Raw genomic sequence first — 16,985 nt, 5'->3', positions numbered from 1 at the left:
TTCAAGAAAAGTTCTCTGCATTTTTATAAAAATTTTCCGCTTCATCCCGAATTGCTTTCCAATCTTCAAAGGCCAATTCAAACTCTAAAGCAGCAATGAACTCCTCCAAATTTTCGATATCCTCAATATTATCTGCTAGTTCTTTTAAATCATAAGATATAGCGCTCCATATTCTATGGACTTTTCGAATAACAGTGCACACGGAATCTTTATACTGAACCAAACTCATGACTGGAGCTACTAAATAGACAACCGTGTTTTGTGCGACAACGAAATCATTTGAATTTTGCAATGGTAACTGTGACATCAGATATGACCAAGTTTGTACTGTTTCTTCGTATTTTTGAATCTCTGAATAAAATTCGGAAAGGGATGTTTCCATAGATTGAGACTGTTGATAATATGTTTGTGCGTGACTAGATAGATCTTTACATATATTTACGAATTTAGATTTTGTATTTGGGGATAATTTCCCAGCTTGTGCTTCCGATATTACTTGATTAAGATCATTATGATATTTAATAGAAATTAAATCCGCAAAGACAACAATATTTTGAGCAATGATAAGTATATCTTTATGCCCTCCATTGTCCCAGAACCTACATTTTTCTATAACGTTTAACTTCGTTGTAATTGCTTCTTCAACTAATCTACGAAAAGTAGAAGTTGTGATGAGTCTATCCCAATTACTTTTGACTTTTCCGTCGAGTATGAGATATATTCTTTCCTTCACTTGATCGATACTAGTCGGTGCTGAGATCCATTTGTTTAAATAATTAGCGAATGAACGCCATTCTTCTATCGTAAGGAGAAAAGGAGAATTTTTCCCTCCTAATTCTCGTGGAGAAAAGGCTAAATGGTTCATATGAACACCTCTCTAGATAATTGTTAGTTGTATTTACTCATTGCCTTTTAAACAGATTTTATTAAATCATTTAAACTGGACTATTTTTCTTATAATTAGCAACAAGAGAACCTGCTAACTCCATTCTAATTTTTGTCACATTGGAAAGATCTGGACCTGGACCATCATGAACTTTAATTGTCCAAGTTGTGTAAGGGTTTGGAATAAAGTAATCGTAAGCAAATTCGTCCGCAATGATTCCATCAGTAATAATGGTAACGCCTTGATAACTAAATCCTCGATTAAAGGATTCCGAATTAAATTGAAACTTTTTCTCCATATAATTATCATAATAGTGTCCTGAATTTGTAATCCGTATTTGTACTTTAGAAGTAGCGTCAATTCCATCTAACCAAATTCGCATTAATTTGAGGCGAACACGATACTCATTTTCAAAAAGGGAATCGTTTAAGTTGATTTCCCACGAAGCTTCTCTTTGTTCCTTCAATGACTCTAGAATTTTCGAATCTGTAATTTCTACTATTCTATTTTGAAAGAGTTGAGGAGGTGGATTAAATTGTTTTAAAGCCCGCATACAATCAGTTTGTATTGTTGCCACATCCACTTTTAGTTCGGATACATCTTTTAAGATATTTGGGTTTACATCTGAGTCTCGGAGAGCCCAATATTTATAAGCATGTTTGTAATTTGCTAATGCCACAAATAGAATTTGCTTCATGTCTATATAACGTTGATACAACTTTTGTTCCATTTCTTCATTTTCAGATTCTTGTCCCTCTAGATTTCTAATATACTCTTCTAATCTTGCAAGGTCAGCTTGATGGATATGTTTTTCAATTAACAGACGGAATAGTTCTTGGCCACAACGAATGACAGCTACTTGATTTGAAGCGAGTGTTTGTCCATATACAGCTAAAATGTCTAACTCTAGTAGATATGCCCTAGCACCTTCAATTTCTTTCTTAATTGCATCGTCTAAAGCTGCAGCTGTCTTTAACTTAAATATGTCCCAAGTTGCTTTACCAGTTAAATCTTCTTGAGGAATATCCCACTCAGTATCTTTAATTTTTTCAAATAAATCATCTGGGAATTGCATATCTCCTGATGCCTCTGATATATCTTCTGCTAATGCATATACCTTGTTAATTAATTCAACAAGGTCATTTAGTTTTTCCATACTTTCCTTTAATGCTTGAGCTAATGCTGATAGCTCACCACCGGCTTCTATAATTTCCTTTAAAGCATTAATTATTCCTATTATCTCTCCGGGGGCAGAAGCTCCTCCGGAAGCAATTATGGAACCCATAGATTGTGCGAAATTTAGTACAGTACTTACCATTTTGAAAGCTAATCTCAGCTGTTGTTCATATTCATATTTCTTAAGTCCATACTCGAACTCAATTCTAGATAATGTTAAGACATGTTGCTGTTTCTCAAATTGGCGTAAAGATGTCTCAATGGCATCTCGAGAATTTTTTAAATTGTTTTTTGCTTGATTAATTAATGTTTCTTTAAATAATAGGGTATCTTGTTCATGTTTTAGCATGAGCAAGGCTGCATTTTTGCGATCTTCAATTGACAAATTTTTATCTAAGTAACGATGATATTGTGCCTCAAATTGCTGCGCGGCTCCCAAAAAAGCATTAATTTCATCTCTGTAGAGTTCTTTATCTAAAAGGGGCACAAACGTATTATCACCACGATTAGCAGTTAAAATAGCCAACAATGAAGTGCTTTGTACACACAATGAAGTTAGTCCGTCATATTGAGTCGTAAATATCTTTAACCAATTTAACTGATTGGCCGCTATATCTGGTCTGGATTCAAAAAATAGACATGCTACTTGGAAAACAGAAGTAAACAGCTTTGGAAGTTGCGGTGTTGGGACTACGTATGTAATTTCTTCTGCAGTAAATACCCCATCCTTATCGGACAATCTTACGCCTTTATTTTTCAGTTCTATAGAATACGGAGGTGGAGAACTTTGATTGTAGATTGGAGTTGCATGTAACACTCCAGAAAGTTCATTGCCATATATCGTCAACTGAGCTAACTTGCCTCCATTTTTATAATCTAGTAAAATCTCTGCGGTCCCTTCTGATTGTATTTCCACTCTTCTTGCTCTAATAACTAGTTGTATATCTTGTAAAGTACAAATAAATTTGTCAGGAATTCGAACAACATCCGCAAGGATCGAAATCATTCTTGGTGTTAATTCATCGTCCTCAATTGACTCAAATACTTCTCCTAAGTCAACGAATAAATCACGAATTTCATATTTTGTTCTTGTTGCATTTAAGTAAGAAGCTCCTGGAATTTGTTGTTTTGTTAATAATTCCTCATACAAAGCTTTATAATCAATACTACGAACCATTATGAATTCCTCCATTTAAAAAATGAGAGACAAAAGAAAGAATGTATGGAATAAATGAAAATTTATCCTTCTTATTCTTCTTTTGTCTCTAGATTTATTGCCCGAACTGTATTTTTATCATTTATTGCTATATTAGAGCGGTTTATATTAAAGGTGACATTAATATTTCATACTTAAGCTGTGTATTGTTCAACAACAAACCCAACATCTGCATTAACTCGGAAGTCATCCGCTTGTTTCCCAACAGCTTCCCACTGCATAATAGCCAATTCAACTCCAAGATCAGCAAATTCTGGATCATCATGAATATCTTCCATCACAATTTTGGAAAGTTCATCAAGATCACTATGAAGAGAATTCCAAATACCGTGAATTTTCTGTATTACAGGTAGCGCAGCAGCCATTTGCTCTTGGATTTTATCCGTGCCTGTATCAGTTTTATCAAGTAAAGACATCAGGTAAACATTTCTTTGAATTATTTTATCAGATTCTTCAATTTGTTGTTTTGTAGCATCAATTCGAGCTTTTAATGCTTTACCTTTTGTACTGTCGAGAATCCCTTTTAATACAAATCCAAAAATAGGACCAAGTAACAGAGATAACCATGATTGAGATTGATAGTCCTCATACTCATCCATATACTCCTCTAAGTCTTCCCGTAATCGCTCTACCGAAGCTCTAAGTTGTTTTACTTCTTCACTATGTTCACCATATTTTTTATCATATTTGTCCTTAACCACTATTAAACTCTGATAATCATTTGCCGTATCAGTTGCAAATGTTCCAATCATGGTTGCTAATGAACCGGCATGATCACGAAATTCAGCTGCTTCCTTTGCTAGCCTCTCACAAATTTTCTTAAACATTTCTAAAGCCTCAGTATCGCCATCTATAATAGCTGGTAAATAATCGATTAATGGTTTGTAGTAAACTTTTGCTCTCCTTGCATAATTTACAATTTCATTAGCAACTCCAAGAACTTCTCTATATGTGTTATCCGTCCAATTTTGACAGTGATTTTTAACATTTGTATAAACAGAATATAATTCATTAAAATCTGGCATTTCATCTGAAGATGAAAGTGCTAAAGCTTTACGCATTTCAGCTTCATTTACAGGCACATATGCTCCATCACCTGTATATTTTTGAATTGTAATCCATTCTTCTTTAGAAAGTAAGAATGGGGAATCTTCTTTACCTCCAAGATCTCTTGGAGAAATATCTCGTTTTACCATTACAATACACCCTCTCTAATTTATGAAATAATATATATATAAACTTTCTATTTACAAATTCATATAATTACCTCCAGTGTAAATATTTGATAATGAAAATTATATATGAATTCGAAGAGAAATATATCTATGATATGAGAGGTATGTATTTTTTCAAGAAAATTCATATTATTCAATTAATTTTCGTGTGTAATTCCGTGTAATACACTTTCATCCCAATAGAGTCTACTCTATTGGGATATTTCTATAACTCTGGTATAATGGTATCTCGGAGTGTCCCATATGACTTGTTTCAAAATAGGAGTGTGAAATATGAGAAAAATAGGGTATGTACGAGTAAGTTCTGTAGATCAAAATCCAAAGCGGCAATTACAGCAGATGGAAGAAATCGGAGTAGATATCATATATCAAGAAAAAGTATCAGGTGCTACACAAGATAGACCTGAACTTCAAAATATGTTGGGTGACCTTAAAGAAGGAGACGTTATTTATGTGACAGATTTAACGCGAATTACTCGAAGTACAAGAGATTTATTTGAATTAGTTGATTACATAAAAAATAAACAAGTAAACTTAAAATCATTAAAAGATACTTGGTTAGATTTATCTGAAGAAAATCCATATAGTCATTTCTTAATGACAGTAATGGGAGGAGTAAATCAATTAGAACGGGACTTAATACGAATGCGCCAACGTGAGGGAATTAATCTTGCTAAAAAAGAGGGGAAATATCAAGGAAGAGTAAAAAAGTATCATGAAAAACACGCAGGAATGAATTACGCAATGAAGCTTTATGAAGAAGGAAATATGACAGTAAAACAGATTTGTGAAATTACGAGTGTATCTAGATCCTCTTTATATAGGAAGATACACGACTCAAAATAAACGAATACAATATAAAATCACCTTATTGTGGATGTACTACTGCGGACTAGAGCAGCAACCCTGTCACTAGGCCTCATAGGTGTACGATCTATGGGGGCTTTTTTAACAAGGAAATATAAAATTTCACGTACCGTAATGTTTAATAAAAAAACAAACTAAAGAAACAATAGTCTACATTTAATTTTTGTACCTAATTAATCCGCTTAATGGATTCGGTCTCGTCTGTTTTGGATACTATTTTGTGTGAAATGGAGATATTATTTTGGATAGATTTCTTGCGAAATATGTACCTAGAGCCGTATTTCAATTAAAATGTGATACGATAGTTATATATTCGTTTTGCTAGTAAAAGGGGATGAGTGTCGATGAAAAACCATATAAAAGTAAATGGAAAAATCCTTCAAACAAATAAAAAATGGTCACATCTCAAGCAAAAACAAAAAGAACATATTTCTAATTGGTTACGTAGAGAATATACACAGTTTGTAAAAACACATCATAGAAAACCTAAAAAGTATGAACATGATGAGATTCTTCATGAAGTGATGAATCAAATACACGAACGTGAAATTTGGATTCCTTATGGTGAAGTAAAAAAATATTATATAAGCAAAATAGGAAGATGGTTTAGAAAAATAGAAAGTGAATGGGAATCACAAATATCCAACAGTGAAAAGCAACAGGTATTAGAAGAAAAGTAAATACAAAGAAACCAGGGGGCGCATTTCATGTTTAATTTACAAAAGGATATGTATGAACATTTGAAAGAAAAAAAAGGGGAAGTTACTGTATATTTAAAAAATGGCGTTCCAGTACATGGGCAGATCCTTGCAACAGATAAATTTACCCTCTTAATGATGGTTCATGGTAAACAACAACTAATCTACAAACAAGCAATCTCTACACTTGCTATATAAAAAATAATTGTATGCTATAAAAGGAGAGGAATATATTGATTTTTTTATTTCGATTTGACATAAAAGATGATGGAATGAATTTTATCTTAAACGAAAAAATAGCTGAAGATATGATTCCTTACTATGATGAAATGCTTAGACCGCTTGCCGCTTCTTTAAGTCAAACTTTAAACTTTTATCGAGCTTTTAGTAAACACCCTACCATTCTATCTTGTCGAATTTTAGATAATAATGAACTGGAAATTATGTTGAGTAAAGGATTGGGACAGTATATAGATCCATACACTAAAAACCAAATTATTTTCGAAAATGGAAAATTAATAGCAGATATCTTAATGGAAGTTATGAACCACCAAACTATATACCGTTAAATTATATTATAAGGGTTCGTCATACATGCCCATCAACTTAAGAAATTAGGATTTCCGTTCTTAAGTTGATGGGCATGGGTTCACCATATCAAAAAAAGAAAATTGTACGTTTAGATACAATTTGGACACGTTTCGAGACGTTGGTGTACGTTAAGGCTAATTTTTTGCTAAATAAGGACTATCCGGTACTGGATATTCTAAATCAAAACCCTTTCATTATTTTCCCTGTAAAATCCTTAGTAATTCCAAAAAAACGCTTTTTAAACGAAATTTCTTGATAAAAATTTCGAATAAGTGTTGGATGGATATCATCATATACCAGCTTATTAATTAAAGCTATTACTAATTCCATAAGCATAATATATCTATCGTCATCATATCGAGTAATTTTCCCCTCTATCTCATTGCACAAACTAGGACTACTTGCAACAAAATGGGATTTACATTTAAAAGGTCTAACACTATAAATTGAACATTCTCCCTTTGTAATATTAATAAAAGGGCAGGGCTCCATAGAATTTTTTCTATCTCTCCAAAGTGATGAAGGAATTTCCTCTCTGACTTTCTTTTCTTTTAAATTATGCTTAATATTTTTTTTTATTTGTTTATCCATATATCTACTAATTCTTTGTACTTCTATTTTTTGAAGTGCAACATCTTGAAAACAACATGCAGTACACCCTTTTTGACACGGGGCATTTTTTTGTAATTGTCGTATTGCTGGATCATATACTGTGTATAACTCCTCGATGAGTTCTAAACCAACCTCTTCATCTATAGAGTTACAGGATTTCAATTTTAATAAAATTTCTTTAATAGTTTCAAGTAAATTTATAGTTAAACTCACATTTTCATACAAGAAATTCCCATCATCAAATTCATAGCCTTTCACCCATTTATCTCCTGAATCCTTATGACAATTTTTAAATTTCAATCCAGAACCACAAGGGCAAGGATCATTTCTTTTGATTTCTATAACATCTCTATAATTATCCCGAATTGCAATTGCTGTTAAATATTCCAATTGTGTCATGCCTTCCATTTTTCCACCTCACCTCTCAAATAAATTTCCTGATATATACTTTCATTCATTTACAAGTCATAACATTAATAATTTTCAGACACTTAATGAGGTCATTATTTTATAACGAAATTTACAAGAAGAATTATATGAGCAAATAAAAGAGGGAATTAATTACCAAATAATAACTTTATAATATCACTTCAAAAACGATTATCGCCAATTTTTCATCAGAAAACTTTCAAAACTCATCTCAAAGACTATTTGGGGTTCGAACGAGATACATGTAATTTTGGGTCATAGTCTGTATTTTATTTCCATTATCGGATTTCGGCGTAACAAAAAGGCTTATTACTGATAATGTTACGAATTACTTTTGATACAGTATTTTGTTACATCTAGTTCAACGATTAAGATATTTCATATTTTCAAATAAAAAACGCAACATAAACGTTCGTTTTTGTTACAAAAAAAGATTGTATGTAGTCAAGCGAAATTTATAGAAGATAATTTGACAGTATCCTATTTATATAGTATTTTTTATCTTCTGAATTATTGAAAGAGAGATGAGGAAAATTGAATTTTTTAATTGGAGATGTAATAGACGGTGTATCCAGTCTTAAGGGGTATTCATCTGTAAAGAAAATTGAAAACGGATACTCCCCAGATAAAAAATACATGGTTACCATTGGAAAAAACAAATACTTTATACGTCTATCAGACTTGAAATACAATGAAAAGAGAAGTTTTGAATTTTCATTACTCAAAGAGTTGGAAAAATATGATGTACAAACTCAGAAAGCAATTGAATACACTTTAGTAAATGAAGCAAATTTATCTGTAATGGTATTAAGCTATATTGAAGGAAAACCTGCTAGTGAAATAATAACGGACCTATCGGATACTGAACAATTGACTTTAGGTTTTGCGGCAGGAAAAGAGTTGCGAAAAATTCATCAACTAAATGTTCACAAAAGCATTAACTGGGAAGAAGTCCAAACAAAGAAATTTAGATATTATATAAATGAGTATAAAAAGGATAGCTTTCATGTTACAAAAGAGTATAAAATAATCAATTTTATTGAGAGTAATCTTCACCTTCTTAAACATAGACCAATAACTTTACTCCATGATGATTTTCATCTGGGGCATATAATAACTTTAAATAGTGTCTTTAATGGAGTAATTGATTTTAATGGTTATGATTTTGGGGATCCATATCATGATTTTTATAATCTTTCATTGTTTAGCAGAAGACTTAGTATCCCTTATTCTATTGGGCAAATTAAAAATTATTTTTCAAATGAACCTGACGATACGTTTTGGCGCCTATATGCTCTTTATGCAGCAATGAATATATTTTCTACTATTGTATGGACTAAAGAATATGACGAACAATCCTTTGATGATGCTTTGGAAAGAATAGATTTTATTTTGCAGGATCATGACTATTTTAATTTTGATAAACCCCTATGGTATAAAACTGTCTAAGTATAGTGATTCTCTCTTTTTTGGGAGTGCTAGCGTCTCAAAAGAAATCCGTACAAAGGGTAAAATTATTTATGAACAATAAATTTCTTTTCATTCACTAAAGTAGAAGGTTTAAATTTATTTAAAGTTTATTTTCAGAAGAAGTTTACAGAGATAATAAAGTAGTTTGATTTGCAATAAAATTCTTTGAAAAATAATAAAGTTGTTTTATTGTAATTAGACTCACGGGGATGATGGTTGAAGAAGACAAAAGAAATTTGAGTACAAAAAGAGAATAGATTTTAGATAACTTTTTTGGGGGGATTTATATGCCATTTGAACAATGTCAGAGTATTAATTCATTAATGTCAAGCTTTGATAGAACGTGGTTTATTGCTGGAGGATGGGCGATTGACCTTTTTATTGGTGAGGAAACAAGAGAACATAAAGATATAGAGTTTGCTGTTTTTCGAAAAGACCAACAATATCTGAAAGATTATCTTAATGAATGGGAGTTCAAAAAGGTAAGTAAAGGTAAGTTCTATACTTGGGAAAATGAATTTTTAGATTTGCCAATTCACGAAATACACGCTTTGAATATGTTAAACGGAGATAAAATAGAAATTCTTCTTAATGATACAAAAGAAAATGATTGGATATTCAGAAGAGACTTTAGGATTTCTTACCCACTCAATTCCGTTTGGAGTACTACTAAAACAGGTATTCCATATCTAAATCCAGAAATTGTACTTTTATATAAGGCGAAGAATACAAGAGAAAAAGACCATCAAGACTTTATCGCTATAAAGGATTATCTTGATAATGAGAAGAAAAAATGGCTGCGATATGCTTTAGAAGTACACGAACCAGAACATAAGTGGCTTCAGCTTTTAATCTAAAACTTATTTAGCTTGCAGGTGCTTTTAGTTTAATGAAATTCAAGTACTTTAATTTCATGTGCGGCAAGGATTTTTTATTAGCGTACTATTTATAAAGATTTTAATTATTCAATGGAGGAGAAGTCATGGAACGAGTCGATGTAGTATATGCGCTTATTTATGATGATACAAATCAAAAAATTCTTATGGTTGGAAACAAACGTGAAAATGGTAGTGAATGGAGCCTTCCAGGAGGAGCAAGAGAAATTGGAGAAACATTAGAACAAGCTGTTATTCGTGAGACATTTGAAGAAACTGGGTTAACAGTTGAAATTGAAAATATATTTGCTATTAACGAAAAATTCTTTCCACATGCACATGCTGTAATCTTTACCTTTGTAGCTAGAATAGTAGGGGGAGAAATATCTATTCAAGACCAAAATGAGATTACTGATATTAGTTGGATAAACATAAAGGAAGCTGAAAAAATTATGTTTTACTTTCCTAATGGCGTTCAAAGTTTATTGGAAAAAGGGGTAGTAGCTCCTTATTATTTTCAAACTAAGTAGCACAAAAAGAGCAATTACATAATTTAAAACATTTAAAAAAGCTAATTCTATCTTATACATGGATATAAAATTAGCTTTTTGTCTATCGTAAATTAGTGATTTAATAAAAAAAGTACATGTAAATACAATCCAGTATATGAACCGTTTTTACATGTATCTCGTCTAGATACATCTATCCAGTTGGTATATTTTGTCTTATTCCCCCTTTTCGGGGGATGGGCAAAAACACCCAATAACGAAAATTATGTAAATAAGCTGTCCATATGGACAGCTTATTTTATTTTTTGCTTAGCGTATTTTTTCATTTTATGGGGTATTTTGTTTTGATGGCTTGATAGCGATGGGGTGGGATCCCTTTTTAACTTAGGGGGAATTTATGTCGTATTTAGCAATTATTAATTACATAATGCAAATGATTATTTACATTTTGTTAGTAATCATTTACAATTACAGTAATTGTAAATGAGGAAAGGGAAATTATGATGCTAGAAAACAGAGTTAGAGAATTACGAGCACGATTTAGATGGACTCAGCAAGACTTGGCTGATGCAATTGGGGTCACAAGGCAAACAATTGGATTAATAGAAAAAGGTGATTATTCTCCATCTGTCACTATGGCGTTAAAAATAGCTGCTGTATTTCAAGTTACCGTAGAAGAGGTTTTTTATTTAAAAGGAGAGGAACGATTATGATAAAACAGGTTTTAAGATCCCCACTCATAGGGGCCAGTATATTTGTGTTGATTATTGCATTTTTACTATTTTCTCTTATGAATACACAAGTCATTTTAGCTAAGTTATGTTTCGGGATTTTAGTGACGGTTACTTTTTTATGGCTCATTCTCACAAGAATTTATAACCGAAAGAATCCTCATGATAAGATCAGGTTATTTGGCTTTATACCATCTGAATTTCGTGAAATAGATGAAGGGCAGCAGTGGGTAACCTATAAGGCTTGTCGAAATGTGTATATTTACTATAGCATTACGCTTCCAGTAACGGCAGGGATTTGCTTCCTCTTTTCTCAACATAATTTTGTTCCGTTATTGTGCATTGGTTTACTAGGTGCAGGTCAATACACTGTCTATTGGTTAACTACTATTCTTATTTTAAATCGTATTTAACAAAGGGGATGAAACAATATGGTGGAGTGGGCTCAAAATGCAGGTGCATTATGGCAATATGTAGTGTTATTTCTTTTAGCTTTTGCCCCATGGATGGATGTATCAATCGTTATACCACTTGGTATCGCATGGGGGTTACAACCAATTGCAGTAGGAGTAACAGCATTTGCAGGAAATCTTATCTTAGTTCTATTACTCGGTTTTTTCTTTAAACAGTATGCCAAATGGCAAGCAGCAAGAAAACTAAAAAAAGGTATAACAACACCTTCTAAAAAAGAAACCCGATCAAGAAAAATATGGGAACGATATGGTATTCCAGGTTTGGCTCTTCTAGCTCCAATTCTCGTAGGAACTGATATTGCAGCCGTATTAGCTTTAACATTTGGATCTAACCGGACGCACGTCATAAGTTGGATGACGGTCAGTCTAGCAGTATGGACAGTCATTTTTACAGTTGCTGCGATGTATGGGCTTAGCTTTTTAAATATTATTTAGGATATCATGATGATTTTAGGTAATCTAAAATCGTTCATTATCTAAAAATTATGGAGTAATAAAGTGAGCTCATATAATATCAAGACAAAAGCTTTATCCAAAAACATTTGAACACTCAACTAGCTGTATGATATGGTCATAGTACCGTAGCTCACGAACTTATATAGGTAGAAACACATTGCTATCAAGCTAATATTTTGAGGCATCCCCAAAACAAAAAAAATTGTACATTTTCATCTGGAGATGTCAATTTTCTCGTTTTGGGGTATTTGCTTTTCTTAGCTTGATAGCGATGTGTCTGTACCCTAATATATCGTTGCAATTCTTCCACAAATGGTTGTAGTTCATCTTGAATCGAGAGATTCATAACAAAATGTCACCCTTTCTCATCTAGCCTGTGTAGAAAGCATAACGCTTTTTTATACTTGTGGGTAATAAAATTTCTTAAGGCAATGGGAGCGAAATGATCCCTGCTATTAACTTATTTTATGAATACCGAATCAAAGTCTATGAATCTCTATATAATAATTTTTTTATTAAGAAAAAATTAAGAAATTTGATTAGTAATTATTAAGAAATGTTATTTATAATTCAAATTACTTTACAAAATAATTGTTACATATAAATATTTGTTAATAATATTTGTAGTTAAAATAATTTGAAGGAGAGATTACATGTTAAAACGTATAGCATCTATTGGTATAACTGGAATTATATTTACGAGTGTACTAACAGGATGTAGCTATGTTGGAAAGTTTTTGTCAGAAACTTATTATGTGAAAATAGCAGGACAAGGTGATAATATAGGAGATGCATCTGAATATACTTTAAAAGGATTTAAAGAAAATGGGGAAGAAAAAACGATTCGGTTTAGTATAAATAATAATAAATCCATTGCAGAGGGAACATATGTAAAAATTACTGCCGACGAAGATAAAGAGGCAAACAAAAAAACACCAAATAAAATCACATTAATTAATAAATATGAAGTAGTTAAAAGTGAGGATGTACCTCAAAAAATAAAAGAAAAACTAAAATAACTTTTTAAGTTAACATGGAAGCCTATATGGAATGATTCATTCTATATAGGCTTTTTATCATTCAAGTGACCGTAATTATGGACTAACAGGAAAGAATGCAATGGGGGCATTCTCAATTCTTAAGTTGATGGGCATGCGGCTGTACCCCCATATGGGCAGCTTATTGTATTTTTTGCTTAGCGTGAGGTTTTTCCAAAATGCTGGAGATACCCAAAATAGTTGTTGCTAAAGATGGGCTGAATTGGAATTTAACTCCATCTTTTCTTTTTAATCTTGTATAATAAATATAATGATATTTAAATTTTATATATTATACAATCAAATAGGAGGAATAAATGATATGTTAGATAAATTAAAAAATCATTTTAAAAATGTAAATTTAGTATGTTCACAATGTGGTAAAACAATCGAACATGGTGAACAATTTGCAGTTTCTTTAGTATTACCTGAAGAAAAAAATATGCCTGTTGGACAATTAGATAAAGTATTAGCTAAGAGAGCAAACGAAATTTTATGTAGTAAATGTAGATAATACTGGAACAGGAGCAATTCTTCACTATTCGCTTGTTGAAATTATCAAACTTTTTTATAAAATCACAATATGTATGCACAAATATAGAAGTTATTTTAATCAATCTTTTTTCAAAATGGCTTCTATTTTTTTACTTTAAAATGAGGGTTTGGGCACACTTTTTAATTAAACTTTAATTCAAATCTACAATTGTTTATATTTTGTTATTTCCTGTTGCAGAATCCTTATGATAAGGATTCTTTTTTATATCAAAAATCACAAATAATAAAAGATAAGATCGGCGAACACGATCTTATCTTTAGCACAAGGAGTAAACAAAAGGATAACCATCATATTTTTATTATAATTTATTTTTTATTAATTTTGAATATTATAACCATAATTAACAAGTATATCTATATTGAGAAATTTATTGCAAAATTAGTTATAAAATGATTCAAAAATCCAATGTAAACTTTTAGCCAAAAGTTTACTTTCATTTTATTTCAATCACTGTGTTTATAACATTTCTTCGTATTTCGAATAAACAACCGAAAAAGTATACATTCAAACCACTGTTATTGACAATCGCTACTTTTACATAAAAAACACTCGAACAGCTTAAGAATTATATTTACGTGTCCGATTAACTAAAATGATTTATCAAATCAAAAAGGAGAGTGGGGCACATGAAAATAAAATTCAGAGTTGGTAAATTGCAAGTGGATTTTGAGATTAACAAAGATACATTTAAATTAACTGGCGAGTTAATAATCAAAATCTTTTTATAGTGGACAAGAGGGTATTAGTTTATCTTCTTTTTTCCTTCATTGTGTTCGTTTATTTTGTTACCTATCAACTTGCATAGTCTTTATTATCAGTAGTCAACGATGCATAAAACTTTCGTTATAGAGCTAATTAAAAACCTAAACTTGAAGGCATGTGGTTCTAATCTGCCCATCAAGTTTAGAGAGAAAATACCCCAAAACGAAAAAATGAGCTTTTCTGTCACAAATTAGCACAAAATTTCGTTTTGGGGTAACCCGTCTTTGTTAGCTTAATAACGATGGGGGTACCATATCAAAAAAAGAATATTGTACGTTAAAGTGCTTCATTCCAACCAACCGTTGTATCAAAACGAAAGTACTGATATTTATATGTAGAATTCAAATTTATAAAATTGAATTTTCTGATTTGTATTGAAAAAACGTTACTAATATAGAAAATTTTGTAAATGTTTTATATTATTAAGCTGATGGTGCTTTCAAAGAGGGTAAGAAATATTGAGAGGATGAAAGAATATGAGATTAAAACAAATGCTTGTCGGTTTACTCAGTGTTATATGTTTCATTGGTTTTACAACACCAGTTGACGCTTCATATTTAGTGAATATGACATCAGGTGGAAGCAAATATATTTATTCAAATAATCCAGAATCCATTGAAGGGAACATGGTAAATACAGCTCCGTATGGTAAATATACAGTAGACCAACCATTACAAAACAACACATCTTATGTTTCTGAATTCTATCATCACAACTATACTGGAGCTTCTTTACGAGTTGGGATAGCGATTAAAAATAATAATAATTACACAGCAAATGTGAGAGTCCAAAACAAAGCAATCTTAGCAGGTAAATATACAGTAGATACAGCATCTTCTTTACTTCGCGATTTTGGGAACAGTAACAACGATCAAACAATTTCTATTCCTGCCAATGGAACCGTTGTAATCCTTTCGATCGCTACACCAACACAATATATAGTAAATGGAAAAGTAAAATTTATCCCTCAATCAGGAGGGCTAAGTGCAAGGAATTTCTTTGTATCCGATAATAAATACAATTTAAACGAGCTATTTAAACTACCAAAAGCAACATCTACAAAAAATGATATGACATCTGGGTTCTTTAATTCTGATACTCGTACGCTGACTGTAGATGCTAAGACAGTATCAAATTTTCACCTTTCAGCATACACAGCCAATCCAGGTGAATTCGAAACAGGTACAAATGTAATTGGAAACTCAAAGTTATTAGGAAACTATGGAATTGTCTATGATGTATTTTTAAAAAATGCTACGGGTAAACGGATTAAGATTACTCCCAATCTAGCATCAGTTGGTGCAACACAAGCACAAATTGTTTTGTGGACATCATCCAATTCATGGTACCGTACGTCTTATGTTAGCCGTAACAGTGCAGAAAAATATTGGTTGATGGCTGTTCCATCTGATGGTCATTTTAAATATTCATTACCAGGTGGGAATTTTGGGAATGTACACTTTGAAATTGTGAATTGACATTTATCGGTTCTGTTGCAAAGTTTCTTAACATGGGTAACCATACATGTCTATAAACTTAAGTAAACAAATTCACCCAAAGCATCCATTAGTCAAATACGATAAAGTACCTATGTAAGTAGGTACTTTTTTCTTTGTTATATAAAATTTATATAGTAGAAGCATAATTTAACAAAGCGGACCATTGAACCCTATAACTCATCTCATATCTCAAACATTGTTTCATAGCTAAAATATTTTAACAAACGTTTGTTTAATTTTTTCATAACTAACTTCTGTATCATATTTGTAAAAAAGATAAGAAATCTCATTTGCATATATTCAAGAATTATAGTTAGTTATAATATGAAATTCATTTTTTTATAGTTAATTAATCTTGAATATCAGTATATATATTTTTGTAAGAATGCACCATTCTTCTCTATTTACCTATAATTTTATTTTCTATAAATTATTACGATATAGATATTGATTTAAAACATTTTGTTTGGAATATTAAATTAGGATTTTCAGGGGTTAAGATAGTTATTTATTATTCTATTCTAAATTCACATAATTTTCTAATATTTAAAGCGCATACGTTAAGATTTGGTATATAATAAAATCAACCCGTGGTTATAGTGTTTGCTTCGATTCAAATTATGAGATAGTTTGTTTTAACTTTTTTACATTATCTAAAAAAGAACTTGTAGGGATTCCTACAAGTTCTTTTTGCTTTTCTTATTATATTTAAGAAGAGACTGTCAAATATTATATCGAAATGTCCGCATGATAGACATGGTGCCAGGCTCCTCCTTATACTACACGGGGTGTCACCATATCATTTCGGGAAAATTGTACCTTTTGATGTGATTTTTTTAAGATGGTTCATATGTGAAAGGTATAACCGCATTTACATATTTTTACAAATTATAAAACACGCTGTTAA

General features: G+C 31.4%; 17 protein-coding genes. 13 read left to right on the top strand and 4 right to left on the bottom strand.

Translation table 11 applies throughout. The features are described 5' to 3' along the window. Position 1: 1 nt before the first annotated feature. From JDS98_RS16175 to JDS98_RS16165, 3 genes are all read right to left on the bottom strand, one after another. Complete coding sequence (locus JDS98_RS16175; protein ID WP_098016214.1) at positions 2 to 865, bottom strand: hypothetical protein; 864 nt, start codon at positions 863 to 865, stop codon at positions 2 to 4. 70 nt (positions 866 to 935) lie between these two features. Further along, positions 936 to 3,239 (bottom strand): hypothetical protein, encoded by a 2,304-nt coding sequence (locus JDS98_RS16170; protein WP_199634048.1) that lies wholly within the window; start codon positions 3,237 to 3,239, stop codon positions 936 to 938. A 173-nt stretch (positions 3,240 to 3,412) separates the two neighbouring features. Beyond that, entirely contained in the window at positions 3,413 to 4,474 is a 1,062-nt protein-coding gene (locus JDS98_RS16165) for an alpha-xenorhabdolysin family binary toxin subunit A (protein WP_199634047.1), read from the bottom strand. 312 nt (positions 4,475 to 4,786) lie between these two features. On the opposite strand from JDS98_RS16165, the gene JDS98_RS16160 reads away from it, so the two are divergent. The 4 genes from JDS98_RS16160 to JDS98_RS16145 all read left to right on the top strand — a co-directional run bounded on the left by JDS98_RS16160 (position 4,787) and on the right by JDS98_RS16145 (position 6,647). Next, positions 4,787 to 5,359 (top strand): recombinase family protein, encoded by a 573-nt coding sequence (locus JDS98_RS16160; RefSeq protein ID WP_078205544.1) that lies wholly within the window; start codon positions 4,787 to 4,789, stop codon positions 5,357 to 5,359. A 365-nt stretch (positions 5,360 to 5,724) separates the two neighbouring features. After that, positions 5,725 to 6,060 (top strand): transposase, encoded by a 336-nt coding sequence (locus tag JDS98_RS16155; RefSeq protein ID WP_199634046.1) that lies wholly within the window; start codon positions 5,725 to 5,727, stop codon positions 6,058 to 6,060. Between the two features lie 27 nt (positions 6,061 to 6,087). Next, positions 6,088 to 6,276 carry an RNA chaperone Hfq gene (gene hfq, locus JDS98_RS16150; protein ID WP_199634045.1) on the top strand — a complete coding sequence of 63 codons (189 nt, stop codon included), beginning with the start codon at positions 6,088 to 6,090 and terminating at the stop codon, positions 6,274 to 6,276. A gap of 35 nt (positions 6,277 to 6,311) precedes the next feature. Continuing rightward, positions 6,312 to 6,647, top strand: a complete 336-nt coding sequence (locus JDS98_RS16145) for a hypothetical protein (RefSeq protein WP_199634044.1) — start codon at positions 6,312 to 6,314, stop codon at positions 6,645 to 6,647. Positions 6,648 to 6,849: 202 nt separating this feature from the next. On the opposite strand, the gene JDS98_RS16140 is transcribed toward JDS98_RS16145, so the two are convergent. After that, complete coding sequence (locus tag JDS98_RS16140; RefSeq protein WP_144524346.1) at positions 6,850 to 7,689, bottom strand: YkgJ family cysteine cluster protein; 840 nt, start codon at positions 7,687 to 7,689, stop codon at positions 6,850 to 6,852. 555 nt (positions 7,690 to 8,244) lie between these two features. On the opposite strand from JDS98_RS16140, the gene JDS98_RS16135 reads away from it, so the two are divergent. The 9 genes from JDS98_RS16135 (at position 8,245) to JDS98_RS16095 (ending at position 16,057) form a co-directional block, all read left to right on the top strand. Beyond that, positions 8,245 to 9,159, top strand: a complete 915-nt coding sequence (locus JDS98_RS16135) for an aminoglycoside phosphotransferase family protein (RefSeq protein WP_199634043.1) — start codon at positions 8,245 to 8,247, stop codon at positions 9,157 to 9,159. Positions 9,160 to 9,467: 308 nt separating this feature from the next. Then, positions 9,468 to 10,037 (top strand): nucleotidyltransferase domain-containing protein, encoded by a 570-nt coding sequence (locus JDS98_RS16130; RefSeq protein ID WP_199634042.1) that lies wholly within the window; start codon positions 9,468 to 9,470, stop codon positions 10,035 to 10,037. A gap of 125 nt (positions 10,038 to 10,162) precedes the next feature. Next, on the top strand, positions 10,163 to 10,585 hold the full coding sequence (locus tag JDS98_RS16125; protein ID WP_199634041.1) for an NUDIX hydrolase: 423 nt from the start codon (positions 10,163 to 10,165) through the stop codon (positions 10,583 to 10,585). Positions 10,586 to 11,064: 479 nt separating this feature from the next. Continuing rightward, positions 11,065 to 11,277: a helix-turn-helix transcriptional regulator gene (locus JDS98_RS16120; protein WP_000979036.1), complete on the top strand. Its 213-nt coding sequence runs from the start codon at positions 11,065 to 11,067 to the stop codon at positions 11,275 to 11,277. Beyond that, positions 11,274 to 11,708: a hypothetical protein gene (locus JDS98_RS16115; RefSeq protein ID WP_000595644.1), complete on the top strand. Its 435-nt coding sequence runs from the start codon at positions 11,274 to 11,276 to the stop codon at positions 11,706 to 11,708. Before JDS98_RS16120 ends, JDS98_RS16115 begins: the two co-directional genes overlap by 4 nt. A gap of 18 nt (positions 11,709 to 11,726) precedes the next feature. After that, positions 11,727 to 12,203 (top strand): small multi-drug export protein, encoded by a 477-nt coding sequence (locus JDS98_RS16110; protein ID WP_000230641.1) that lies wholly within the window; start codon positions 11,727 to 11,729, stop codon positions 12,201 to 12,203. 674 nt (positions 12,204 to 12,877) lie between these two features. Further along, positions 12,878 to 13,243, top strand: coding sequence for a DUF1093 domain-containing protein (locus JDS98_RS16105; protein WP_199634040.1), 366 nt, complete (start codon positions 12,878 to 12,880; stop codon positions 13,241 to 13,243). Between the two features lie 340 nt (positions 13,244 to 13,583). After that, positions 13,584 to 13,775 carry a hypothetical protein gene (locus JDS98_RS16100; protein ID WP_097998638.1) on the top strand — a complete coding sequence of 64 codons (192 nt, stop codon included), beginning with the start codon at positions 13,584 to 13,586 and terminating at the stop codon, positions 13,773 to 13,775. A gap of 1,280 nt (positions 13,776 to 15,055) precedes the next feature. After that, a complete protein-coding gene (locus JDS98_RS16095) occupies positions 15,056 to 16,057 on the top strand; it encodes a hypothetical protein (protein WP_199634039.1) in 1,002 nt (333 codons plus the stop codon). Positions 16,058 to 16,985 lie beyond the last annotated feature (928 nt).

This window comes from Bacillus cereus group sp. N11 (genome assembly GCF_016483605.1).
GTDB classification, from domain to species: domain Bacteria; phylum Bacillota; class Bacilli; order Bacillales; family Bacillaceae_G; genus Bacillus_A; species Bacillus_A toyonensis.
The sequence above is the reverse complement of the archived record's forward strand: the minus strand, read 5'-3'. Positions and strand labels throughout refer to the sequence as shown.